Below are 24394 nucleotides of genomic sequence, written 5' to 3' on the forward strand. Positions count from 1 at the left end.
TCGGACGAAATAACTGACGGATCATCTGATCGGAAGGGGGGGGTCCGAATGTGGCAAATGCCCCGGTGGAGGGCACAGCGGCCCTTATGTGAAGGGCAGTTGGGCTTCGGCCGGGCCAACTACTTCTGGCCTGCTGCCTCGTTCACTCATCAGTGAGAGTCACTTCACGTGGGCAGCGTGTGACGTATCAGCGCAAGTCATGTCCACACCATCTAATTTTCGACGCACCTTCCCACCCATGAAGGAAGCCTCATGCGCCGAACCACCCTCGCCGCCGCGCTGTCAGCCGCCGTCGCCCTGACCGCCGCGGTCGCCATGCCGACTGCCGAGGCCGCCCCCCACGGCGCCCTCCGCCCCGCCCTCGACGCCAAGCCGTTCCAGCCTCCCCTGACGTCCACCGCGCCCCCGGTGACCCGGACCCTGAGCCCCGGCGTCACCCTCACCACGTACACCTTCGGCAAGAAGAACGCGGACGACTTCTGGACCGTGCACGTGTACCTGCCCGCGGAGCCCGGCGGGCGGCTCAGCAAGGCCACCACCGAGCTGGGCCCCAAGGAGACGGCGGACCAGGTCGCCCAGGCCCTGCGCGAGAAGGGTTTCGCGCCGCGGGTCGAAGAGGTCCGCTCGCCCGCGTACGCCGACCTGGAGGCGGGCACGCTGGGCTGGACGGTCCGGCTGGGCGGCTTCGCCGAGCGGCCCGACGCGACCGCGGAGCTGGCCAGGGTGAAGGCCGCCGGGTTCACCGGGGACACGCGCTACACCGCGCAGGACGGCACCGACTTCCGCGCCCCGGAGAAGGTCAACGTCATCAGAGTCGACTTCCGGCAGTTCCAGGGCAAGGTGGACACCGAGTTCGGGCCCACCCTGCACGGCACCGAGCCGGCGACCGACCTCATCGCCCGCGCGGGCGCGATCGCGGGCATCAACGGCCAGTGGTTCTACAACGACGCCCCCGGCGGGTTCTACGTCAAGGACGGCAAGGTGCTCGCCTCGGCGACCCAGGGCCGGGGCGCGATCATCATGACCAAGGGCGGGCGGAACGTCCGCGTGGACGCCCTCAAGGCGCACATCTCGCTGCAGACGCCGGGCGGCGCCATCGAGGAGATCGACGGCGTCAACCGCTTCCCCGGCGACGTCTGGAACTGCGGTGGAGTCGGCGGCGACACCCCGACCGAGAGGCCGCAGCACGACTTCGAGTGCACCGACCCCAGCGAGCTGGTGCGGTTCACCCCCGAGTGGGGCACCGCGCCCAAGGGCGCGGGCGCCGAGGCCGTCCTCGACGCCGACGACCGGGTGGTCGCGGTGAACTCCTCGCGCGGGGCCGCCGTCCCGGCCGGCGGATCCACCATCCAGGCCATCGGGGACAGCGCCGACTGGCTACTCGGCCATGTGCACGTGGGCGACCAGCTCGGCATCCGCACCCGCGTCAGCGACAGCTACGGCCGCCCGGTGCCGCTCACCAGGGACACCACGATCATGCAGGTCGGCCCGACGCTGGTGCGCCACGGCAAGGTGTCGGTGAACGCGCTGGCGGACGGCATCATCCGGTTCGGCGCCGACCAGTCGTTCACGTACGACTGGACCAACCGGTCCAATCCGCGCTCGATGATGGGCGTGGACAAGCAGGGCCGGCTGATGCTGGCCGTCGTCGACGGCCGGCAGGCGGGCTACAGCGAAGGGCTGAGCATCGCCTGGACCGCCGCGCTGATGAAGCAGCTCGGCGCCGAGGAGGCGCTCAACCTCGACGGCGGCGGCTCCAGCGTGATGGCCACCGCGGCCGACGGCGTCATCAACCGCCCGTCGGACTCCTCCGGCGAGCGCTCGCTGGGCGACGCCTGGGTCATCAAGCCCTGAGGCCGTACGTCACGTAGGCGAAGGACTGACCGGTCAGCGGCCGGTCAGTCCTCCGGGGGCTCCTCCGGCGGGACCACGAGCCGCTCGGCCGACAGGTCCGCCTCGGTGCCGTCCGGCACGAACTCGCACCACACCGCCTTGCCGTCGCCCCTGGGCTCGACGCCCCAGCGGGCCGACACCGCCTCGATGAGCATCAGACCGCGCCCGGAGGTGGCCGCCTCGCCGGGGGTGCGGCGGCGCGGGCGGACGCTGGAGCGGTCCTTGACCCACAGCCGTACGCGCCGCACCGGCTCGGGCAGCACCTCCAGGGTGAGGACGGCGCCGCCCTCGGTGTGCAGCAGCACATTGCCCAGGAGCTCGCCCGCGGCCAGCTCCACGTCGTCGACGAGCTCCGCGAAGCCCCAGTCCTCCAGGGCCCGGCGCAGGGCCACCCGGGACTCCGCCAGGCCCTCGGGGTCGGCCTGGTGGATGTACTGGTGGATGCGGGGGGCCTGCGGGGTGCCCGGGTCGGGGGCGCGGCGCAGCACCAGCAGGGCCACGTCGTCGCCGGTGCCCCAGCGCTCCCAGAGGGTGGCGGAGAGGTGGTCCGCGAGTGCGTCGGCGCCCTCGGGGCCGGTCCGCACGGCCCCCTCCAGGGCGTCCATCCCGGCCGCGATGTCCAATCCCGGCTCCTCCACGAGCCCGTCGGTGCACATCACCATCGTCTCGCCGGGCACCAGGTCGAGCCGGGTCTCGGGGAACTCCTCGTCGTCGAACTCGGTGGCGAGCCCGAGCGGGAGTCCGCCGCGCAGGTTGGGGCGGCCCACCCGGCCGTCGGTGTGCCGGATGAACGGCCCCAAGTGGCCCGCGCGGACGGCCCGTACCCCGCCGGAGGAGAGGTCCACCTGGGCGTACGTACAGGTCGCGAAGCGCTCGGTGTCGAGCTCGGCGAGGAAGCGCGAGGCGCGGGCGAGGACGGTCGCGGGCGGGTGCCCCTCCCCCGCGTAGGCGCGCAGCGCGATCCTCAGCTGGCCCATGATCGCGGCGGCGTGGGTGTCGTGGCCCTGGACGTCGCCGACGACCACCCCGACCCGCCCCCGGGGCAGCGCGATCACGTCGTACCAGTCGCCGCCGACCTCCCGGCCCCCCCAGGCGGCGTGGTAGCGCACGGCGATCTCGGCGCCGGTGAACTCGGGCACGTGCCGGGGCAGCATCGACGCCTGGAGGCCGGTGGCGAACTCGCGCTCCTGGTCGAAGAGGATGGCCCGCTGGAGCGACTGGGCGACGATGCCCGCGAGGCCCAGGCACAGGTTGCGGTCCTCGGCCGAGAAGTCGCTGCGCCCCCGGAAGAAGAGCGCGAGCCCACCGACCGGGCGGGCCTGGGCGATCAGCGGCAGGAAGGCCGCCGCGTCCACTTCGAGGCGCTGGATGTACGGGGCGAGCCGGGGGAAGGTGTGGCCGAGCTCGCCGAGCGAGGTGACGAACCGGGGCTGGCCGGTGAGCACGGCCTCGGCGAGCGGCAGCGAGTCGTCCAGGCGGTGCAGCTTCAGCTCGTCGAGCGCCTCCATCGAGTCGCCGGCCAGCGCGATGACCTTGAGCGCGCCGCCCTCGACCAGACCGAGGACGAGTCCGTCGGCGCCGAACCGCTCCCTGCCGTCGCTGCCGGTGAGGACCGCGGCGACGTCCTCGACGGTCACCGCCTTGGAGAGGGCGGCCGTGGTGCCCTGGACGATGCTGGTGATGCGCCGTCGGCCCGCCTCCATGGGGCTGATCGAGGTGAACTCGTTGAGCTCGGTGGTGGCGTTGCGGACGATCCCGAGGACGCGGTAGGCGCTGCCCCGGTCGTCCCGCAGGATCCGCCCGCGCACATGGGTCCACTGGCGGTGTCCGTTGCGCCGCCGCAGCTGGAAGTAGGCGCCGTAGGAGGAGCGGCCGGTCTGCATGGCCTCGTCGATCACGGCGTTGACCCGTACGCCCTCTTCGGGGGGCACGCGGGAGACCAGCGAGTCGGGGTTCCCGTCGTACTCGTCGGGCCTGAGGTCGAAGACGGCGAGACCCGCGTCATCGAACGCAAGGGTGTTGTTGTCCAGGTCCCAGTCGAAGCTGCCCATGCGGTTGAGGGCCAGCCTCTCGCCCGGCCCGATCTCCCGTCGGTCGCGTCCAGCCACTGCGTCAGCTTAACTTCGGGGGTTTTTCCTCCGCATCACGGAGTCGCGCCCAGGGGGCCCGTCGTGGTGCGGTCGACCCACAGTCACCCGTTCGGCCGCGCCCGGAAGGCGGCGGGGGCCGGATTGTGCCTCAGTACCGCGTCGATCAGCCCCGAGGTCGCGTCGGGGAAGTCCATGGGGACGATGCCGAGTCCGGTCCGGCCCGCCGGCGCCGAACCGTTGAGGAAGTCGCGCACCTGCGGGTTGAGCCGGGCCGCGTTCCACTCGGGCGGCAGCGCGGCCGCCGTGCTCACATAGTTGATGTACAGCTTGCCCGGCTGGTCGGCGGCCTTGCGGAACTGGGCCTCGATCTTGGGGTACTTGCCGAAGGGCTCGGCGTTGTAGTCGTCCTGGATGTCGAAGAGCGCCGGGTCGCCGTAGCGCACGCCCGGCAGGCCGCCGTTGTCGGCGAGCAGCACCACCTTGCCCCGGGCCTCGCCCAGCGTGGGCAGCGCGGCGTCGAGGCGGAACAGCGGCCGCCAGCCCTTCTGGTCGAGGTAGAGGTCGAAGATCCGGCGGAACTCCGCGTCGCTCACCGTCGAGTACTCCTGCTTGACGCGCATCAGCACGGTCTCGCCCGGGTGGGTGGCGAGGAAGTCCCGGCAGGCGATCAGTACGTCGCCGAACATCAGGTTCTGGTAGAAGGCGGCGTGGTGGATGGCGAAGGCGTCGCCGGTGGCCCGGCAGCGTACGTCCAGGAAGCGGATGCCGGCGTTGAGCTGGGCGGCCACGACCGCGTTCTGGCACTTCACCCACAGGCCGCCGAAGCGGGCGCCGGTGTCGTGCGTGCCGGGGATCGTCAGCTGCCGCAGCGGGGTCGAGCCGGCGAGGCCCGCCATCCAGTCGCCGGTGCCCAGGGCGCGGGCCCGGGCGGGCGCGGCGCCCGCGTAGGCGAGCAGTCCGGCGGCCGGAAGCACGGCCGCCCCCTTGAGAAAGCCCCGCCGGTCCAGTCCCATCACACGCTCCCCCTGACGCTCAACGGCCCCCGGTCATCGCTGTGGCATGGAAGCACAGCGGGCCGCAGGAGAACAGGCGTCGCACAGCACGGACTACCGCCCGGTAGTCCCGGGCGCCCGGGAAAGCGTGCTACTTTCGTGAAGACGCAAATAAGGATCGGCGGTACGCGGATCCGGCGTCCTTGCCATGCCCGTGCGAGCAGAGGAGGTGTTCGGGATGAGTCCCGACCGAAGTCCTTGCCGCACGCTGCCGACCGGCTGACCTCCTGACGGTCTCCGGCTGACCGCCGCCGCACTCCGGCGCCCGTCCCCGGCTCGCACCGCGGCGCGCGGCCGCATCACACCGCGCTCATTTCTCCGTACGCCCCTTTCGCCTCGGCGTACGTCCTCACACGTTCCTGACCACTCCACGTGACCGCACGGCCGTGCCCTGCCGTCATGCCCGGAGGGAGATTTCGTCATGACCATGCTTACCCCGGAGAAGATCGCTCCGCCGGGCCGGGGACTGCCGGGCCGCCGCGAGCGGAAGGCCGCCGAGCTGGAGGCCCGCACCCGGGCCGTCGGCGAGCGGCTCGTCTCGATCAGCGCCCGCCCCGCCTCCCTGGTCCTGGGGGACCTCGACGCCGACCGCTCGGGCCTCGGCCAGGCCGAGGTCCTGGACCGCCAGGAGCGCTTCGGCCCCAACACCGTCGCCCACGAGAAGACCCCCAACTGGCTGGTCCAGCTGGCCCGGGCGTACGCCAACCCCTTCATCGGCGTCCTGGTGTTCCTGGCCGCCGTCATGTACTGGCAGGACCCGGCCGACCCGGGCGTCCTCATCCTCTCCGTGATGGTGGGGGTCAGCGGGCTGCTGCGGTTCTGGCAGGAGTACCGCTCGGGCCGCTCGGCCGACGCCCTCAAGAAGCTGGTGACCACGACCACCGCCGTCCAGCGCAGGGCGGGCCGCAGCGCGCTGCCGACCGCCGTCGAGGTGCCGATGGACCAGGTGGTCCCGGGCGACCTGGTGAAGCTGGCGGCGGGCGATCTGATCCCGGCCGACCTGCGGATCCTGTCCGCCAAGGACCTGATGGTCTCTCAGGCCGCCCTGTCCGGCGAGTCGCTGCCGGTCGCCAAGGCCGACACCCGTACCAACGACCAGGGGCAGAGCGCCACTTCGGACCCGGTGGACGCGGACAACCTCTGCCTGATGGGTACGTCGGTGACCTCCGGCACCGCCACCGGCGTGGTCGTCGCCACCGGCGCGGACACCTACTTCGGCTCCATGGCCGGGTCGCTGGCCGGGGAGCGCCCGCAGACCAACTTCGACACCGGGGTGCGCAAGGTCAGCTTCCTGCTGATCCGCTTCATGCTGGTGATGGTCCCGGTGGTGTTCGCCATCAACGGCCTCACCAAGGGCGACTGGGACGAGGCGTTCCTGTTCGCGATCGCCGTGGCGGTGGGGCTGACCCCCGAGATGCTGCCGATGGTCGTCTCCGCCAACCTGGCGCGCGGCGCGGTCGCCATGTCCAAGCGGAAGGTCGTGGTCAAGCGGCTCAACGCGATCCAGAACCTGGGCGCGATGGACGTGCTCTGCACGGACAAGACCGGCACGCTCACCGAGGACCGCATCGTCCTCGACCGCTACCTCGACGTGCACGGCGACGACGACAACGAGGTCCTCGAATACGGCTACCTCAACGCGCACTTCCAGACCGGTCTGAAGAACCTGATGGACCAGGCGGTCGTCGACCGGGTCAACGAGGCCGAGGAGGTCGTCGTCGACGCCCGGTTCACGATGGTCGACGAGATCCCCTTCGACTTCGCCCGGCGGCGGATGTCCGTGGTCCTCAACCGCAACACCTTCCTCGACCCCGACAGCCTGATCGGGGACAACGCGCGCCCCGAGCACGTCATGGTCACCAAGGGCGCGGTCGAGGAGGTCCTCGCGCTCTGCACCCACATGCGGGACCACGGCGAGCGGGTGGAGCTCACCGAGGCGCTTCGGGCGCGGGTCGCGCGGACCGCCGAGGAGAACAACCGGCGCGGGCTGCGGGTGCTCGCCGTCGCCACCCGGACGATCGCCGAGCCGCGCGCCGCCTACGGGGTGGCGGACGAGTCCGGGCTCACCCTCATCGGCTACCTGGCCTTCCTCGACCCGCCGAAGGCGGACGCGGCGGCGGCCCTGCGGGGACTTGCCGACAAGGGCATCGCGGTCAAGGTCGTCACCGGCGACAACGAGCTCGTGGCGGCGCGGGTCTGCGCCGAGGTCGGCCTGGACGTGGGCGAGGTCGTGCCCGGCTCGTCCATCGACCTGCTCGACGACGCCCAGCTGCGCGAAGTGGCCGCGCGGGCCACGGTGTTCGCCAAGGTCAACCCGGTCCAGAAGGCGCGGATCGTCCGGGCGCTCCAGGCCGACGGCCACACGGTCGGCTTCCTGGGCGACGGCATCAACGACGCCGCCGCGCTGCGCGACGCCGACGTCGGCATCTCGGTGGACACGGCCGTCGACATCGCCAAGGAGTCGGCGGACATCATCCTGCTGGAGAAGGACCTCACGGTCCTGGAGCAGGGCGTCGTCCAGGGTCGCACCACCTTCGGCAACACCATCAAGTACATCAAGATGACGGCGTCGTCGAACTTCGGCAACGTCTTCTCGGTCCTGGTCGCCTCCGCCTTCATCCCGTTCCAGCCGATGCTGGCGATCCACCTGCTCATCCAGAACCTGGTGTACGACATCGCCCAGCTGGCCACGCCGTGGGACCGGATGGACGAGGAGTACCTGCGCAAGCCGCGCAACTGGGACGCCAAGGGCATCGGCCGGTTCATGGTGACCATCGGGCCGATCAGCTCGGTCTTCGACATCACCACGTTCCTGGTGATGTGGAACGTGTTCGGCGCCAACAGCGAGGCCCACCAGGCGCTGTTCCAGTCCGGCTGGTTCGTCGAGGGGCTGCTCTCGCAGACGCTGATCGTCCACATGATCCGCACCCGCAGGATCCCGTTCGTCCAGTCCCGCGCCTCCTGGCCGGTGATGGTGATGACGCTCCTCGCGGTGGCGACCGGGCTGTTCCTGCCCTTCTCGCCGCTGGCGGCGAGCCTGGGCTTCACGGCCCTGCCGATGGCCTACTTCCCGTACCTCTTCGGCACGTTGCTCGCGTACTGCGCGCTCACGCAGCTGGTGAAGACGTGGTACATCCGGAAGTTCCACACCTGGCTGTGAGCCTTCCCGCCAAAAGGTGTCACCGGTATTCATGGGGGTCCGCGTCCAGTCCCCGTTCGCGGTCCTCCATGAAGCGCCAGATGTCCGGGCGGGAGCCGTCGACGTCGGTGAAGCCGTAGACGCGGGCGAGCTCGCCGGAGCTCACCGACTTCTGGTTCCAGCGGGCCCGGTCGCCGTCCGCCGCGAGGGCGGCGACCGCGCGCCCCACGAACCGCGGCGACTCCGAGAGCGCGAAGTCCGGCGGGGCCGCCGCCTCGCGCCAGTTCTCCTCGGTGACGCCGAAGGCGTCGAGCATCATCTCCGAGCGCAGCCAGCCGGGCGTGAGCGAGACGGCGGCGCCTCCGTGCGGCCCGAGCTCGTGGCCCTGCGAGAACGCCAGCCGGTTCACGGCGACCTTGGCCAGGTCGTAGAAGACGGAGATCCGGTAGTGCGCCGCGTTGTAGGCGGCCGTGCCGTCCGTCACCTCGACCAGCAGACCGCCGGGGCGGGCGACGAGCAGCGGCAGCAGGTGGTGGGAGGTGATCAGATGGGTGTCGACGGCGAGCCGCAGGATGCGCAGTCCGTCGTCGAGGTCGTGCTCCCAGACCGGGGTGTTCCAGTCGGCGGGGCCGCCCTTGAGGAGCTCGGCGCCCCAGATGTCGTTGACCAGGACGTCGACGGCGCCGTACTCGTCGGCGAGCCGCTCGGCCAGCGCCTTCACCCGCGCGGGGTCGAGGTGGTCGACGACGGCCGGGACGCCGGTGCCGCCGAGCCGGGTGACCAGGTCGGCGGTCTCCTCGACGGTCTCGCCGCGGTCGTAGTCGGACGGGAGCGGATGCGTACGGCTGCTGCGGCCGGTGCACACCACGGTCGCGCCCGCCTCGCCCAGGGCGGCGGCGATGCCGCGCCCGGCGCCCCGGGTGGCCCCGGCCACCACGGCCACGCGCCCGCGCAGCGCCCGCCCGGCCGGTTCGCTCTCCGGTGCTTCCACGGTCCGAGTCTGCCCGTGCCGAAGCCGCGGATTACCCCTTCGGCCCCGTATTTCGACAGGATGGGCGCATGACCGAGATCCACACCCCCCGTCTGCTCCTGCGCCGCTGGGACGAGGACGACCTGCCCGCCCTGGCCGACATCAACGCGGACCCGGACGTCATGCGCTGGACCGGGGACGGCTCGGTCCTCGATCTGGAGCAGACGGCCGACGAGATCGAGCGCTGGGAGGAGGAGTGGGACGAGGAGGGCTTCGGGCTCTTCGCCGTCGAGCTCCTCGGCTCGGGCGAGCTGGCCGGGTTCACCGGGCTCTACGTGCCCGAGGACCTGCCCGAGCTGCTGCCGTCCGTGGCCATCGGCTGGCGCCTGGGACGGCAGTTCTGGGGGCAGGGGTACGCCTCGGAGGCCGCGCACGCCTCGCTGGAGTTCGCCCTCCAGGACCGCGGCCTCGACCGGGTCCTCGCCGTCGCGCGGGTGGGCGACGAGGCCTCCGCGAACGTGATCCGCAAGCTGGGCATGGCCCCGGAGAAGGTCACCACCGACCCGCGGTACGGCCACCAGCTGGCGGTGCACTCCATCGACCTCACCGAGTACGCGGGATAGGGCCGGTCCGGCCCGGCGCCGAGTGGACGCCGGGCTGGTACTTGGGCAGCCGGACCGTGATCTTCATTCCGGCGCCCACCGCCGTCTCGATGACCAGGCCGTGGCCGTCCCCGTACACCTGGCGCAGCCGGTCGTCGACGTTGGACAGACCGATGCCGGCGGACGGTCCCGCCTCGCCCGCCAGGATGCGGCGCAGCCGCTCGGGCTCCATGCCGACGCCGTTGTCCTCGATGACGACCAGCGCCTCGGACCCGGCGTCCTGCGCGGTGATGCTGATGTGGCTCGTGTCGGTCTTGCCCTCCAGGCCGTGTTTGACGGCGTTCTCGACGAGCGGCTGGAGGCAGAGGAAGGGCAGCGCCACCGGCAGCACTTCGGGGGCGATCTGGAGGGTCACCGAGAGCCGCTCCCCGAACCGGGCGCGGACCAGGGCCAGGTACTGGTCGATGGCGTGCAGTTCGTCGGCCAGGGTGGTGAAGTCGCCGTGGCTGCGGAACGAGTAGCGGGTGAAGTCGGCGAACTCCAGGAGCAGTTCGCGGGCCCGGTCCGGGTCGGTCCGGACGAACGAGGCGATCACGGCCAGCGAGTTGAAGACGAAGTGCGGGGAGATCTGCGCCCGCAGCGCCTTGATCTCGGCCTCGATCAGCCGGGTGCGGGACCGGTCGAGGTCGGCGAGCTCCAGCTGGACCGAGACCCAGCGGGCCACCTCGCCCGCCGCCCGGACGAGGACCGCCGACTCGCGCGGCGCGCAGGCGACCAGGGCGCCGTGCACCCGGTCGTCGACGGTGAGCGGGGCCACCACCGCCCAGTGCAGGGCGCAGCCGTCGTCGTCGCAGCGGATGCGGAACGCCTCGCCGCGGCCGGTCTCGCGGATCCGGCCGAGCCGCTGGAGGATCTCCGCGCTGTGGTGCTCCCCCGCCCCGTCCCAGGTCAGCACCGAGGACCCGTCGGTCAGGCACAGCGCGTCGGTGCCGAGCAGGGTGCGCAGCCCGCGGACGGCGCGGCGCGCGGTGTCGGGGGTGAGCCCGGCTCGCAGCGGGGGCGCGGCCAGGGACGCGGTGTGCAGGGTCTGGAAGGTGGCGTGCTCGACGGGCGTGCCCAGATCTCCGAGCCCCTGCGGGCGCGCGGTGCGCCGCCCGGCCCAGAACCCGGCCGCGACCAGCGGCAGGGCCGCCGCGAACATCCCGGCCAGGAACCCGTTCACGGCTGGACCTCACGGGGTGCGGTGCGCTGTCCCGCGTAGAGCGCTTCCGGCAGGTGGAAGCGGGCCAGTATCGCGGCCGTGCCCGCCGGGATCCGGGACGCCGTCGCCAGGGACACCAGGATCATCGTCAGGAAGCCGAGCGGCACCGACCACAGGGCGGGCCAGGCGAGCAGCGCGTGCAGCGGTCCGCCGCCGGGCAGGCCCGCCATGGTGGCGGTGACCGCGAGCAGCGCCGAGCCGCCGCCCGCCACCATCCCGGCGACCGCGCCCGGCGGGGTGAGCCCGCGCCACCAGATGCCGAGCACCAGGAGCGGGCAGAACGAGGACGCGGAGACCGCGAACGCCAGGCCCACCGCGTCGGCCACCGGAAGCCCGCCGACCAGGGCGCTGGCCGCCAGCGGCACCACGACCGCGAGCAGGGTGGCGAGGCGGAAGTGCCGCACCCCCCGGGTCGGAAGCACGTCCTGGGTGAGGACGCCCGCGACCGCCAGGGTCAGCCCCGACGCGGTGGACAGGAACGCCGCGAAGGCGCCGCCGGCGAGCAGCGCGCCGAGCAGGTTGCCGCCGACCCCGCCGATCACCAGGTGCGGCAGGACGAGCACGGCCGCGTCGGCCTGTCCGGTGAGGGCGAGTTCGGGCGCGTACAGCCTGCCCAGGGCGCCGTAGACGGGCGGCAGCAGATAGAAGGCGCCGATCAGGCCGAGGACGACGACCGTGGTGCGGCGGGCGGCGACGCCGTGCGGGCTGGTGTAGAAGCGGACCACCACGTGCGGCAGGCCCATGGTGCCTAGGAAGGTGGCGACGATCAGTCCGTACGTGGCGTACAGCGGGCGTTCCTGGCGGGCGTGGGCGAGCGGGGTGGACATGCCCGAGCCGCCCGCGTCGCCGCCGGGGACCGGGTCGCCGGGGGCGAAGACGAGCCGGGTGCCGCGCTCGACGCGGTGGGTGCCGGCGGGCAGCAGGAGGCGCTGGGCGTGGTGGCGCGTGCCGTCGACGGTGCCGGTGGCGGTGACCGTGAGGGGGGCGGCGAGCTTGATGTCGAGGGTGTCGTCGACGCGTACGGTCCGCTGCTCGCGGAAGGCGGCGGGCTCGTCGAAGGCGACGCGCGGGGCGCCGTCGCCGTGCCAGGCGAGCAGCAGGAAGAGCGCGGGCACGAGGAGGGCGGTGAGTTTGAGCCAGTACTGGAAGGCCTGGACGAAGGTGATGCTGCGCATGCCGCCCGCGGCGACGGTGGCGACGACGACCACCGCGACCAGGACGCCGCCGAACCAGCGGGGCGCGCCGGTGAGCACGTGGAGGGTGAGGCCCGCGCCCTGGAGCTGCGGCAGCAGATAGAGCCAGCCGACCCCGACGACCAGCGCGGCCGCGAGCCGTCGTACGGATCGGGATTCGAGGCGGGCCTCGGCGAAGTCGGGCAGGGTGTACGCGCCGGAGCGGCGCAGCGGGGCCGCCACGAACACCAGCAGGACGAGGTAGCCCGCGGTGTAGCCCACCGGGTACCAGAGCATGTCCGGGCCCTGGACGAGGACGAGTCCTGCGATGCCGAGGAAGGAGGCGGCGGAGAGGTACTCGCCGCTGATCGCGGCCGCGTTGAGCCGGGGGCCGACCGTGCGCGAGGCCACGTAGAAGTCGGAGGTGGTCCGGGATATGCGCAGGCCGAGCGCGCCGACGAGGACCGTGGCGAGGACCACGAGGGCCACGGCCGGTACGGCGTAGTTCTGGTTCACGTTCTCACGTTCCTCGGCGGCGCCGGGCGGGCGGTCAGCGGTCCTCGACGAGGCGGGCGAAGTCCCGTTCGTTGCGCTCGGCCCGTTTCACGTACCACCGGGCGAGCAGCACGAGCGGCGGGTAGACGCCGAAGCCGAGCACGCCCCAGACGAGCCCGGGGTTCTGCGGCCGCACCGCGAACACCAGCGGCAGCGGGCCGACCAGCAGCACGAGGACGGCGAACACGGTGAGCCCGGCGAGCAGTTGGCTGCGCATCAGGGAGCGCACATAGGTGTGGCCGAGGGTGGTCTGCTCGTCGATCTCGGTCCGGGGCCGGTAGCCGCCGAGCCCGCGGGTGCGCCGGGGCACCCCGGTGACGACGACACGGCGTTCCGTCGGATCCTGCGGCACGGCTGCCTCCCCCAGAGACTCTGTGTCGCCAGAGAGTAGTCGTGATGACGCGGCAGGAGCATGGCCGCGATATGGATGGCGCCCACCCACGCACCTATGTACCCTAGGTTAAAACCTAAGAGTCCTAGGAACGGTGACGGACGGAGGGACGAGGCACATGGCGCGTGCGGGACTCACAGCGGAGCGGGTCACGGCGGCGGCCGCCGAGCTGGCGGACGAGATCGGGTTCGACAACGTCACGCTGTCGGCCCTGGCACGGCACTTCGGCGTGAAGGACGCGAGCCTGTACTCGCACGTCAAGAACGTGCGGGACCTGCGCACCCGGGTGGCGCTGCTGGCCGGCGGCGAGCTCATCGACGAGATCGCGGTCGCGGTGGCGGGCCGGTCGGGGCGGGACGCCCTGACGGCGTTCGCCGACGCGTACCGGGCGTACGCCCTTGCCCACCCCGGGCGGTACGCGGCGACCCAGATCCGGGTCGACCCGGCGGCCGTCGCCGACGCGCCCGCGATGCGGCGGACCGTGGAGATCACCTACGGGATGCTGCGCGGCTACGGGCTGGCCGAGCCGGACCTGACCGATGCGGTGCGGCTGCTGCGCAGCACCTTCCACGGCTACATCAGCATCGAGGCCCAGGGCGGCTTCAACCACGTACGCGATGTGGAGGCCTCGTGGCGGCGGGCCGTCGAGGCCCTGCACGTCCTCCTCGAACACTGGCCCGCCTCACCCACGGAGGAAGCGAACCATGCCTGAACTGCGCGTACCCGGCGCGACCCTGTACTACGAGCGGCGCGGCTCCGGTCCGGTGCTGCTGATGATCCCGGGCGGGGGCGGGGACGCCGCCTCCTTCGACCTGGTGGGGGCGGACCTGGCCGACCGGTTCACCGTGGTCGCCGTCGACCCGCGCGGCAAGTCCCGCAGCGCCGCCGGTGAGCGGGGCCGGGACCAGCGGGTGGAGGTGCACGCCGACGACATGCACCGGCTGCTCGCCGAGGTGTCGCCGACCGAGCCCGCCTTCGTCTTCGGCAGCAGCTCGGGCGCGATCATCGCGCTCGACCTGCTGGCCCGGCACCCGGAGCGGCTGCGGCTCGTCGTGGCCCACGAGCCGCCGGTGCTGGGGCTGCTGCCCGACGCGGACCGGTGGCGGGCGGCCTTCGCGGGCGTCGTCGAGGCGTTCGGCCGCGACGGCCTCGAAGCGGCGATGGCCGCGCTCGGCGCGGCGGCGGGCCAGGAGGGCACGGACGATCCGGACGACGAGCGGGACGGGGCCGCTCCGGCGGACACCGAGCGGTTCCGGCGCATGCGGGAGAACATGCCGCAGTTCCTGGAGCGCGAACTGCGCCAGTTCAGCGGCCACATGCCGGACGGGGACGCGCTGGCGGCGCACTCCGGGCGGCTGGTCCCGGCGTGTGGGCGCGCCTCGCGGGGGCTGCTGCTCGCCCGCCCGGCGGCGGTCCTTGCCGAGCGGTTCGCCACCCCGCTGGTCGAGTTCCCGGGCGGCCACGTGGGCCTGAGCACGCATCCGGTCCGGTTCGCCGAGGTGCTGCGGCGGACGCTGGCGGGGGCCATGGCACAGGACGCGGTCTAGTCGCGGAGACCGGGGCGCGCAAAAAAGGTCTGGACCAGACGGTTGACCGTCTGGTCCAGACCTTCTACGTTGCGCAGCGATCCGCCCTGTCCCATCCCCCACGGCACCGCAGGGAGGAACCATGTCCTCGCCCTCGTCCTTACGGGGCGCCTCGCCCCACCGAAGACTCCTCGCACTGCTCGGCGCGCTGCTGCTCCCCGTCGCCCTGCTCACCGGCCTCGCCGCCACCCCCGCCCACGCGGCGGGCGGTCTGACCGCCTCCTTCAGCAGCCAGGACAACGGCTCCTGGTGGAAGGGGACGTACGTCGTCCGCAACACCACCTCCTCCCCCGTCACCGGCTGGACCCTGGAGTTCGATCTCCCGGCCGGGGTCTCCATCAGCGGCCACTACAACGGCGAGGCCACGGTCAGCGGCCGCCATGTGACGGTGAAGAACGCCTACTACAACGCGACCGTCCCGGCCAACTCGACGACCGAGCCGTACAGTTACTGGTTCGTGGCGAGCGGTCCGATCGGCGCGCCCGGCGGGTGCACGGTCAACGGCGACAAGTGCGACGGCACCCCGGACGTGCCGCCGTCCGCGCCCGGCGCCCCCAAGGTCACCTCGGTCACCGCGCACAGCGTGTCGCTCTCCTGGGCCGCGGCGACGGCCGGCGACTACCCCGTGGCCTCGTACGACGTGCTGAGCGGCAGCACCGTCGTGGCCACCGCGACCACCCCCTCGGCCACGGTCACCGGGCTCACCCCGGCCACCTCCTACGGCTTCGCCGTGCGGGCCAGGGACACCCGGGGCAACACCGGGCCGCAGAGCGCGGTGGTCACCGCGACGACCACCGACCCGGCCTCCGACCCGACCCCGCCCACCGCTCCCGGCGCTCTGCGCTCCACCGGCCGGACGTCGACGAGCGTGGGCCTGGCCTGGAACGCGTCGAGCGACAACGTCGGCGTGGCCGCGTACGACGTGTACCGGGACGGGGTGCTCTCCCAGACGCTGCCCGCCACCACGCTCACCGCGACCGTCGCCGGGCTGACCCCGGCCACCAAGTACACGTTCACCGTGAAGGCGCGGGACGCGGCCGACAACTCCTCGCCCGCCTCCGACGCCCTGGACATCACCACCGACGACCAGGCGGGCACCGGCAAGTACCTGAAGGTCGGCTACTTCGCCCAGTGGGGCATCTACGGCCGCCAGTACTTCGTCAAGAACCTGGACACCTCGGGCTCGGCCGCCAAGCTCGACGTCGTCAACTACGCCTTCGAGAACATCGACCCGGTCAACCTGACGTGTCTGGCCGGGGTCACCAAGGGCGTCGGCGCCAACCCGCAGGACCCCGACCAGGGCACCGGCGCGGGCGACGCGGACGCCGACTACGCCCGGCCGTTCAGCGCCGCCCAGTCGGTCGACGGCGTCGCCGACGACGGCTACGCCAAACTGCGGGGCAACTTCAACCAGATCAAGAAGCTCAAGGCCAAGTACCCCCACCTGAAGGTCGTCGTCTCGCTCGGCGGGTGGACGTACTCGAAGTTCTTCACGGACGCCGCCGCCACCGACGCCTCGCGCAAGAAGTTCGTCGCGTCCTGCGTCGACGTGTGGATCAAGGGCAACCTCCCCGCCTACAACGGCGCGGGCGGTCCGGGCACCGGCGCCGGGGTCTTCGACGGCATCGACCTGGACTGGGAGTGGCCCGGCTCGCCCGACGGCCACGCGGGCAACCACTACTCCACGGCCGACAAGGCCAACCTCACCCTGCTGCTCGCCGAGTTCCGCAAGCAGCTCGACGCGCTCGGCGGCGCGCACCGGCTGCTGACAGCGTTCACCCCGGCCGACCCGGCGAAGATCCAGCAGGGCTGGGACCTGAGCAAGATCTTCTCGTCGCTGGACTTCGCCAATGTGCAGGGGTATGACTTCCACGGCGCCGGCAGCGACAACTCCTGGGAGCCGAACCGCACCGGCCACCAGGCCAATCTCTACACCGACGCCCAGGATCCGTACGCCACCCACTTCAGCGTCGACGGGGCCGTGGCGGCCTATCTGAACGCCGGGGTCAACCCGCGCAAGCTCACCGTCGGCTTCCCGTTCTACGGGCGCGGCTGGCAGAGCGTCACGGACGGCGGGACGCACGGCGAGTGGCAGGCGGCCAAGGGGGCCGCGCCCGGCCAGTTCCCGGAGGAGGCGGGCGTGCGCGGCTACAGCAACATGATCGGCGGGGTACCCGGGCTGACCGTGTACCACGACGAGCAGTCCGTCTCCACGTACGGCTACACCGGGGCCGACGGACAGTGGTGGACCTTCGACGACACCTGGTCGATCGGCCGGAAGACGGCCTACCTCAAGGCGAAGGGGCTGCTCGGCGCCATGGTCTGGGAGATGTCCGGCGACACACCGCAGGGCACGCTGATGAGCGCGCTGGCCGGAGGGCTCGGCTGAGCGGTCCCGCGCGGCTCAGCCGATGCTCCGGAAGGCCAGCACCGCGTTGTGGCCGCCGAAGCCGAACGAGTCGCTGAGCGCGATGTCGCCGTCCAGCGGCAGCGAGCGCGGGCTGCGGCGCACGACGTCGAGGGCGATCCCGTCCTCGACGTCGTCGCACCCGGCCGTCGGCGGAATCAGCCCGTCCCGCAGCGCCAGGACGGTGGCGATGGCCTCCACGCCGCCCGCGCCGCCCTGGAGGTGGCCGAGCGCGCCCTTGTTGGCGGTGACCGGGACGTCCGGGGTGTGGGCGCCCAGGACCCGGCCGAGCGCCCGCGCCTCGGCCCGGTCGCCCTCGACCGTGGCGGTGGCGTGGGCGTTGACGTGGACCACGTCCGCCGCTGTGGCGTCCGCGTCCGCGAGGGCCGCCCGCAGCGCCGCCTCGATGCCGCGGCCGCCCGGTTCGGGGGCCGCCATGTGGAAGGCGTCGGCCGACAGACCCCAGCCGGCGGCCTCGCAGTAGATGCGCGCGCCCCGGGCCCGGGCGTGCTCCTCGGCCTCCAGGACCAGCACGCCCGCGCCCTCGCCGAGGACGAATCCGTCCCGTTTCTTGTCGAACGGGCGCGACGCGGACGCCGGTTCGTCGTTGCGGGTGGAAACAGCTCTCATCGCCGCGAAGGCGGCCAGGATCGCCGGGGTGATCACGGCTTCGGTGCCGCCCGCCACCACCAGGTCGAGGTGCCCGTCGCGGACGCGGTCCACGGCCCGCCCGATGGCCTCGGTGCCGGAGGCGCAGGCCGACACGACCGTGCCGGCCTCGCCCAGGATGCCGAGGTCGATGGAGATCTGGGCGGCCGCCGAGGACGGCACCAGCATCGGCGCGGTGTGCGGCGACACCGCGCGCGGGCCCCGCTGCTCAAGCCGGTGCTGGGCCTCGACGAGCACCGGCGCGCCGCCGATGATCGACCCCAGCGACACCCCGGCCCGGGTGGGCAGCAGCCCGCTCTCGCGGGCGCCCTCCAGGTCGAGCCCGGCGTCCTGCCAGGCTTCGCGCGCGGCGAGCACGGCCAGTTGCGCGGACCGGTTCATCCGCCGCGCCACCGGCCTGGGCAGCAGGTCCGCCGGGTCCACCGCGGCCCGCGCGGCGAGGCGCACCGGCAGCCCGTCGAACTCCTCGCCCTCCAGCAGCCCCACCGCCGAGCGCCCCGACAGCAGCCCCTGCCAGAGCCCGGCGACGTCGGGGCCGAGCGGGGTGAGCGCGCCGATGCCGGTGACCACGACCCGCCGTCTGCCGCCGCCGGGCCCCTCGGGCTGGGTCGCGTCGGCGGGGTCGACCCGGCCGACCCGCACCACCTGGCGCTCGCGCCGGTCGAGGAGGCGCTCCTGGTCGGGGCCGCCGCCCACCGGGCGCAGGACGAGCCGGGTGCGGGCCTCGCTGACGGGCGCGGTGCGCACCACGACGTGCCAGCGGTCCACGCCGGTCGCCACGACATCGCCCGGTACGAGTTCTCCGGTGGTGAGGAGCCAGCACTCCCCGCCCATGACCGACTCTTCGCTCATCACGGCATCCCGGTTCGCGCATGGGAACGACTCCAGGGCGTCATACCAGCCCCATGAAGTCGATAAAGCGATCTGGAAACATCTTGCCCGGGCCGGCCCGCACCAGCACCTCGGCGGGCCCGGCGCGGCCCCCGACGCCCGGCCCTTTTCCCCGCTGTCCGACCAGTCGGTACGGTCCCGGCATGTCCTCCATGACTGAGCCCGTACCGCCGGTCCACGGCCACTGCGACGCCCGCTTCGAGGCCGTCCGCACCGCCTTCGAGGAGAACTTCCGCGACCGCGCCGAGCTGGGCGCCGCCGTCAGCGTCCTCGTCGACGGCGTGAACGTCGTCGACCTGTGGGCGGGCTGGGCCGACGGCGCCCGGACCCGCCCGTGGGAGCGGGACACCGTGGCCAACGTGTGGTCCACGACCAAGGGCCCGACCGCCCTGTGCGCGCACCTGCTCGCCGACCGCGGGCTGCTCGACCTGGACGCGCCGGTCGCCGCCTACTGGCCCGAGTTCGCGGCCGGGGGCAAGGAGTCCGTCCTCGTACGCCATCTGCTCGCGCACCGCGCCGGGCTCGCCGGGCTGCGCGAGCCGCACACCCTCGCCGACCTCTACGACTGGGAGACGACCACCGCACGGCTTGCCGCGATGGAGCCGTGGTGGGAGCCGGACACCCGGTCCGGGTACCACGCGCTCACCTTCGGCCATCTGGTGGGCGAGGTGGTCCGGCGGGTCACCGGGGTGCTGCCCGGCGAGTTCCTGCACCGGGAGGTGACCGGGCCGCTGGGCCTGGACTTCACCGTCGGGCTCGACGCCAAGGAGGCCGGCCGCGCCGCCGAGCTGGTGCATCCGCCGGTCGCCGACAGCAGTCAACTAGCCGCGCTCTTCGCCCGGTTGGAGCCGGTGGCGGTCGCCGCGCTCGCCAACCCGCCCACCGGAGCGGCCGACGCCAACACCCCCGAGTGGCGGGCCGCCGAGATACCGGCGGCCAACGGCCACGGCACCGCCCGCGCGATCGCCGCGCTGTACGGGATCTTCGCCCGGCGGGGCCGCTGCGGCGACCGCCGCGTCCTGTCGCCGGAGGCCGCCGAGCGGGTCCGCGAGGGCCAGGGTTCCTGCCGCGACCTGGCGATCGGCGCGGGCTTCGTCCACGAGACCGAGCTCGGCCTCGGCCTGTGGCTGAGCGGCCCCAACCGCTCCTACGGCCCCAACCCGCGCGCGCTCGGCCACGACGGCTTCGGCGGCTCCTGCGGTCTGGCCGACCCGGAGGCGGGGCTCTCCCTCGGTTACACCATGAACCGCATGGGCTCCCACATCGTGGACGACCCGCGCAAGATGGCGCTGGTCGAGGCCGTCTACAGCGCGCTGTGAACCCCGGGCGCGGAGGTCAGGGGCGGCCCGCCTCCGGGACCGCCTCGCCGCGCCGCACCGGCTCCGGCGGGGTGCCGTCCCCGAACGGGCGGCCACCGAGCTGCTCACGGTGATGGGGCGTCAGCCAGCCGGAGAGATCGGGGCCGACGGGCACGATCCCGGTCGGGTTGAGGCCGGACTGCACGATGTAGTAGTGCCGCTTGATGTGGTCGAAGTCGACGGTGTCGCCGAAGCCCGGGGTCTGGAAGAGGTCCCGGGCGTAGGCCCACAGCACCGGGTCCTCGATCAGTTTGTTCCGGTTGCACTTGAAGTGGCCGTGGTAGACGGCGTCGAAGCGCACCAGCGTGGTGAACAGTCGGATGTCCGCCTCGGTGATGGTGTCCCCGACCAGGTAGCGGCGGTCCGCGAGGCGCCCGGAGAGCAGGTCGAGGCGGCGGAACACATCGCGGTGGGCGTCCTCGTACTCCCGCTGCCCGGTGGCGAACCCGGCCCGGTACACGCCGTTGTTGAGGTCGCGGTAGACGGCGTCCATGACCTCGTCGATCTCGTCGCGCAGCTTCTCCGGGTAGAGGTCGGGCGCGCCCGCCCGGTGCAGCTCGCGCCACTCGGTGGCCAGGTCCAGGGTGATCCGCTGGAAGTCGTTGGTGACCAGCTCGCCGCTGGGCGCGTCCACGATCGCCGGGACGCTGACGCCGCCCGAGTAGCCGGGCTCGCGCGCCTCGTACGCCTCGGCGAGGTAGCGGATGCCGAGCACCGGGTCCCGGCCGTCCGGGTTGAGCGTGAAGCGCCAGCTGCGGTCGTCCTGGATGGGGTCGGCGACCGCCAGCGAGAGCGCGTCGTCCAGGCCGAGGAGGCGCCGGGAGACCAGGGCGCGGCTCGCCCAGGGGCAGGCGCGGCTGACGACCAGCCGGTAGCGGCCGTACTCGACGGGCCAGCTGTCGCGCCCGTCCCGGGTGATGCGGTCCACGAAGTGGCTGCGCGAGCGCTTGAACGGGCGGCTCCCGTATCCCGCGTTGCCGCCGCTGCCCTCCAGGCCCGCCGTGTCGCTGTCGTCGGGGCGGCTCATCCCCGTCTCCTTCCCGCTGGACTCGCGTGCTCGGTGCGATCCTTCCCCCGAAGCGCGGGATCTCCCGCCGGATGAGCCGCCCGGTCGAGCGCGTGTCCCCCCGTCGGGGGTCGGCGCGGGCCTAGCTGAACGGGTCGAGCGTGAGGTACGCCTGCCTCGGATCCCCGTCGTTCACCAGCGACTCGTGGTTGCCGACGTCGTCGAAGGCGAAGGCGTACGCTTTGCCGTCGGCCATCCGGGCGTGGATCTCGCGGGCGTACTGGTTGGTCACCGCGTCCTGGTAGAAGGCGCCGGACCCGGTGTCGGGCTGGTTGGGGTTGACCAGCAGCGTGGAGCGGTTGTAGCCCGCGCACAGGGTGCGCGAGATCGGGCCGCGTACCAGGTCGTTCGGGGCGTCGAGCAGTTTGTAGCAGCCGAAGACGCTGTCGGAGTCGGGCTTCTGGAAGCTGGTGACGACCGCGCCCGCGCTGTTGGTGAAGTTCATCGTGGAGCCCGAGACCCGGCCGAAGTACTTGGTGTTCGGCTGGTCGGCGAAGGGCGTGACGGTCAGCGTGGAGGTGCTGTACTTCTGCCAGACCCGGTTGATGTAGTCGTCGAGGACGGTCCTCGCCAGGGCGCCCGACTCGATGCCGTGGCCGGGGGCGAGCGCGCGCAGGACCGTTCCGTCGGGCCGCGTCTGGATCAGGTTCGCCCAGCCGCCCGGCTTGGCCTTGAGCGCGGTGAAGATGCCGTTGTAGCCGCCGGGCTTGAGGTGCCCGGTCGACTTGGTGGCGCCGCTCCCGGTCTTGACGCCGACCGCGTAAGGCGCCGAGACCATGTCGACCTGGGTGCTGTTGATCCACAGCCCGGCGTCGTTGAGGGTGTACTCGGACCAGTTGAAGAGGATGTTCCGGTTCGGGTCGCTCGGATTCTGCACCGCGGGCTGCACCAGACCGCCCGTGGTGAGCTTGAAGACGAGCTTCTGACCGTACGAGAAGTAGACGCGGCCGGAGAACTTGGGGATCCGGATGGTCGTCGACTGCCCGCTCGCCGGTCCCACGATCGAGGCGTCGGGTGCCGGGGTGGGCGGGTTGCCCCCGGCCGGCCAGGGGTGGAAGGTGCCGTTGGCGTCGGCCCAGCCCTGCTGGCCGGTCGAGAGCAGCGTTCCGAGGTTGTAGATGTAGACCGGTTCGCCGCGCCCGGAGTTGTTGGTCACGGTGAGCGGGATGGTCGAGGGCACGGCGGCGGTGGCGGGACCGGCCGCGCCGGCGGCCGTGATGCCCGCTGCGACGAGCATCGCGGCGACCAGGGGCGCCAGGGGTTTTCCTAGGACAGACACGCTCCAACTCCTCATCGGGTCCGGCGGGTTGCGTGGGGGGCGCCGCGAGGAGGAATGGTTTCTTCCACCTCGTGAGAGCGCTCTCAGAATCGTCCCGGGAGGAGGGTGTGTCAATCCGCTTGCGTCAACTTCCTTGAGGGAGAAGGGGTGTTGGCGGGGTCCGATCGTTCACTTGGTGTGCACGGACCCCGCCGTCGTCTCCGTACGGCTAGGACCTCGGTGCCACCGAGATCACCCGACCCCGGTCCACCCAGCCGCCGTGGCCGTCGCCGCCCGCCCAGGCGCGCACGGACGCCGCCGTGGCCGAGGGGCCCGCCACGATGTAGTCGGCGTTGCCGTCCCCGCTGAAGTCGGCCAGCGACACCCGGGCGGTGTCGGTGGTGGAGCCGGTGGTGGTGTTGCCCAGGTCGACCCAGCTGCCCCGGCCGTCGCCGCCCCGGTTGAGGAAGCTGCGGACCGCGCCGTTCGCCGCCACCACGCTGTAGTCGGCGCGGCCGTCGTCGTCGAGGTCGGCGAACCGCGCCCGGCTCGCGTCGGCGGTCACCCCGGTGGCGACCCGGCCCCAGTCCGTCCAGCCGCCGCGGCCGTCGCCGCCCCGGTTGAGCAGGACCCGTACCTCACCACTGGCGCCGAGGGTGACGTAGTCGGTCCGGCCGTCGCCGTCGAAGTCGGCGAACACCACCTGGCCCGGGTCCGCCGTGGTGCCCTCGGTGACCTGCCCCAGCGCCTGCCAGCCGCCGTGCGGGTCGCCGCCCCGGTTGAGGAAGACGCGTACGGCGCCGTTCGCGTCCAGAGTGACGCAGTCGGCGCGGCCGTCGCCGTCGAAGTCCGCGAACCGCACCCGGGCCGGGGCGGCGGGCAGGCCCCGGACGACCCGGCCGAGCGGCTTCCAGCCGCCGCGCCCGTTGCCGCCCCGGTTGAGGCGGACGGACGCGCCGCCGTGCCCGTCCAGCGTGAACTGGTCCATGCGGCGGTCGCCGTCGAAGTCCGCCCAGCGCACGGCGTTCGCCCCGCCCGCCTCCGTGCCCGCGCCGAGCGCCGGGCCTCCGGACTCCCAGCCCCGCCGCCACACCGCGTCCAGCGGCTTGAAGAAGGACCAGGCCATCCGCCGGAACCCGGCGTCGTTGGGGTGGAGCTGGTCGACGAACTCGGCCTGGGTGAGCGCGGGCGGCTCCACATAGCGGAACTTCCGCCCCGCCCGGCGTTCGATGTCCTCCAGCGCCTTGGCCCGTACGTTGAACGCCTTGGCGGGCGCCTCCAGGCCGCTCGTCGTGGGGATGAGGCCCATCACCAGGACGGTGACGCCCGGCTTGTCCGCGTAGATCCGGTCGACCAGGGCCGCGAGCCGGTCGGGGGCGTGCGGCAGGTCGATGCCCCGGGCGATGTCGTTGATCCCGATGTGGAGCAGCACGACGTCGGGGCGGGCGCCGGCCATCCAGCCGTCGATGCCGTCGCGCAGCTGGTCGATGACGTAGCCGCTGTGGCCCTCGTTGGAGAAGTCGGCGAAGCTGCCGGAGGCCTTGGAGCCCACGAACCGTACGGTGTAGCGGCTTTCGAGCCGCATGATCTGCCACAGCGGGCGCCGGTAGGAGGAGAGGGTGGGGCTGCCGCCGCCCCAGGTGATCGAGTCGCCCAGCGGCATCACCCGCAGCACCGGCGTGCCCTTGTGGTCGGCGGACGAGGGGCTCGCGGGCAGCGTCACCAGGGAGAGGGCGCCCGCGAGGGCGAGGAGGGAGCGGGTCAACCGGATTCGTCTCATGATCTTCCTCCAGCCGGAAAGGCGCCGGTGACGCCTTGTCTTGACGGGGCATCAGTTGCCACGGCAGTCATGGGATCACTCCCGACCACCGTCTCGCGCGTTCTTGTACAGCAGGAGAACCCGGCCGGAGCAGCGGACGGCGCCCGTGTTGACGCACGCTGGACGAGGAACGGGGCGCGGACGCCCCCTTGCCCGCATGACGAGCCGCGCGCACGGTACTCGCAGGACGACAACGCGCGGACCCCGCGCGCCGA

The 24394-nt window shown here is 72.7% G+C and carries 17 protein-coding genes; 7 read left to right on the top strand and 10 right to left on the bottom strand.

The window, feature by feature from the left end; genetic code table 11:
* Nucleotides 1–252: 252 nt before the first annotated feature.
* Nucleotides 253–1854 (top strand): phosphodiester glycosidase family protein, encoded by a 1602-nt coding sequence (locus IE252_RS22090; RefSeq protein WP_190091177.1) that lies wholly within the window; start codon nt 253–255, stop codon nt 1852–1854.
* 44 nt (nt 1855–1898) lie between these two features.
* Here IE252_RS22090 and IE252_RS22095 read toward each other — a convergent pair whose 3' ends face one another.
* Entirely contained in the window at nt 1899–3944 is a 2046-nt protein-coding gene (locus tag IE252_RS22095) for a SpoIIE family protein phosphatase (RefSeq protein ID WP_190091414.1), read from the bottom strand.
* Nucleotides 3945–4084: 140 nt separating this feature from the next.
* Complete coding sequence (locus IE252_RS22100; RefSeq protein WP_190091178.1) at nt 4085–4996, bottom strand: phosphatidylinositol-specific phospholipase C; 912 nt, start codon at nt 4994–4996, stop codon at nt 4085–4087.
* Nucleotides 4997–5456: 460 nt separating this feature from the next.
* Between IE252_RS22100 and mgtA the strand changes: the two genes are divergently transcribed.
* On the top strand, nt 5457–8195 hold the full coding sequence (mgtA, locus tag IE252_RS22105) for a magnesium-translocating P-type ATPase (protein ID WP_190091179.1): 2739 nt from the start codon (nt 5457–5459) through the stop codon (nt 8193–8195).
* A 19-nt stretch (nt 8196–8214) separates the two neighbouring features.
* Here the strand turns inward: mgtA and IE252_RS22110 are convergent, their stop codons facing one another.
* Nucleotides 8215–9165 (bottom strand): SDR family oxidoreductase, encoded by a 951-nt coding sequence (locus IE252_RS22110; RefSeq protein WP_190091180.1) that lies wholly within the window; start codon nt 9163–9165, stop codon nt 8215–8217.
* A gap of 68 nt (nt 9166–9233) precedes the next feature.
* Here IE252_RS22110 and IE252_RS22115 point away from each other — a divergent pair, with 68 nt between their 5' ends.
* The gene (locus tag IE252_RS22115; RefSeq protein ID WP_190091181.1) at nt 9234–9767 is read left to right on the top strand and encodes a GNAT family N-acetyltransferase; all 534 of its coding nucleotides are present in this window, start codon (nt 9234–9236) and stop codon (nt 9765–9767) included.
* On the opposite strand, the gene IE252_RS22120 is transcribed toward IE252_RS22115, so the two are convergent.
* From IE252_RS22120 to IE252_RS22130, 3 genes are read right to left on the bottom strand one after another with little or no spacing between them, the layout of a single operon-like run.
* Nucleotides 9748–10968: a sensor histidine kinase gene (locus tag IE252_RS22120; RefSeq protein WP_190091182.1), complete on the bottom strand. Its 1221-nt coding sequence runs from the start codon at nt 10966–10968 to the stop codon at nt 9748–9750. The two genes, IE252_RS22115 and IE252_RS22120, sit on opposite strands and share 20 nt — an antisense overlap.
* Complete coding sequence (locus tag IE252_RS22125) at nt 10965–12695, bottom strand: sodium/solute symporter (RefSeq protein ID WP_190091183.1); 1731 nt, start codon at nt 12693–12695, stop codon at nt 10965–10967. The genes IE252_RS22120 and IE252_RS22125 overlap by 4 nt, the downstream gene beginning before the upstream one ends.
* 34 nt (nt 12696–12729) lie before the next feature.
* Complete coding sequence (locus tag IE252_RS22130) at nt 12730–13086, bottom strand: hypothetical protein (RefSeq protein WP_190091184.1); 357 nt, start codon at nt 13084–13086, stop codon at nt 12730–12732.
* A 157-nt stretch (nt 13087–13243) separates the two neighbouring features.
* On the opposite strand from IE252_RS22130, the gene IE252_RS22135 reads away from it, so the two are divergent.
* The 3 genes from IE252_RS22135 (at nt 13244) to IE252_RS22145 (ending at nt 17100) form a co-directional block, all read left to right on the top strand.
* Nucleotides 13244–13837, top strand: a complete 594-nt coding sequence (locus tag IE252_RS22135) for a TetR/AcrR family transcriptional regulator (protein WP_190091185.1) — start codon at nt 13244–13246, stop codon at nt 13835–13837.
* Nucleotides 13830–14672 (top strand): alpha/beta fold hydrolase, encoded by an 843-nt coding sequence (locus IE252_RS22140; protein WP_190091186.1) that lies wholly within the window; start codon nt 13830–13832, stop codon nt 14670–14672. Before IE252_RS22135 ends, IE252_RS22140 begins: the two co-directional genes overlap by 8 nt.
* A 121-nt stretch (nt 14673–14793) precedes the next feature.
* Nucleotides 14794–17100 (top strand): glycosyl hydrolase family 18 protein, encoded by a 2307-nt coding sequence (locus tag IE252_RS22145; RefSeq protein ID WP_190091187.1) that lies wholly within the window; start codon nt 14794–14796, stop codon nt 17098–17100.
* A gap of 15 nt (nt 17101–17115) precedes the next feature.
* Here IE252_RS22145 and IE252_RS22150 read toward each other — a convergent pair whose 3' ends face one another.
* Nucleotides 17116–18639 carry a beta-ketoacyl-[acyl-carrier-protein] synthase family protein gene (locus IE252_RS22150; RefSeq protein WP_229848711.1) on the bottom strand — a complete coding sequence of 508 codons (1524 nt, stop codon included), beginning with the start codon at nt 18637–18639 and terminating at the stop codon, nt 17116–17118.
* A gap of 191 nt (nt 18640–18830) precedes the next feature.
* On the opposite strand from IE252_RS22150, the gene IE252_RS22155 reads away from it, so the two are divergent.
* Entirely contained in the window at nt 18831–19997 is a 1167-nt protein-coding gene (locus tag IE252_RS22155; protein WP_190091416.1) for a serine hydrolase domain-containing protein, read from the top strand.
* A gap of 16 nt (nt 19998–20013) precedes the next feature.
* On the opposite strand, the gene IE252_RS22160 is transcribed toward IE252_RS22155, so the two are convergent.
* The 3 genes from IE252_RS22160 to IE252_RS22170 form a co-directional block, all read right to left on the bottom strand.
* Nucleotides 20014–21063 carry a glutathione S-transferase family protein gene (locus IE252_RS22160; RefSeq protein ID WP_190091188.1) on the bottom strand — a complete coding sequence of 350 codons (1050 nt, stop codon included), beginning with the start codon at nt 21061–21063 and terminating at the stop codon, nt 20014–20016.
* 121 nt (nt 21064–21184) lie between these two features.
* On the bottom strand, nt 21185–22396 hold the full coding sequence (locus tag IE252_RS22165) for a glycoside hydrolase family 64 protein (RefSeq protein WP_190091189.1): 1212 nt from the start codon (nt 22394–22396) through the stop codon (nt 21185–21187).
* A 193-nt stretch (nt 22397–22589) separates the two neighbouring features.
* Entirely contained in the window at nt 22590–24140 is a 1551-nt protein-coding gene (locus IE252_RS22170; RefSeq protein WP_190091190.1) for an FG-GAP-like repeat-containing protein, read from the bottom strand.
* Between the last annotated feature and the right edge of the window lie 254 nt (nt 24141–24394).

The organism is Streptomyces melanogenes, assembly GCF_014649795.1.
GTDB classification, from domain to species: domain Bacteria; phylum Actinomycetota; class Actinomycetes; order Streptomycetales; family Streptomycetaceae; genus Streptomyces; species Streptomyces noboritoensis.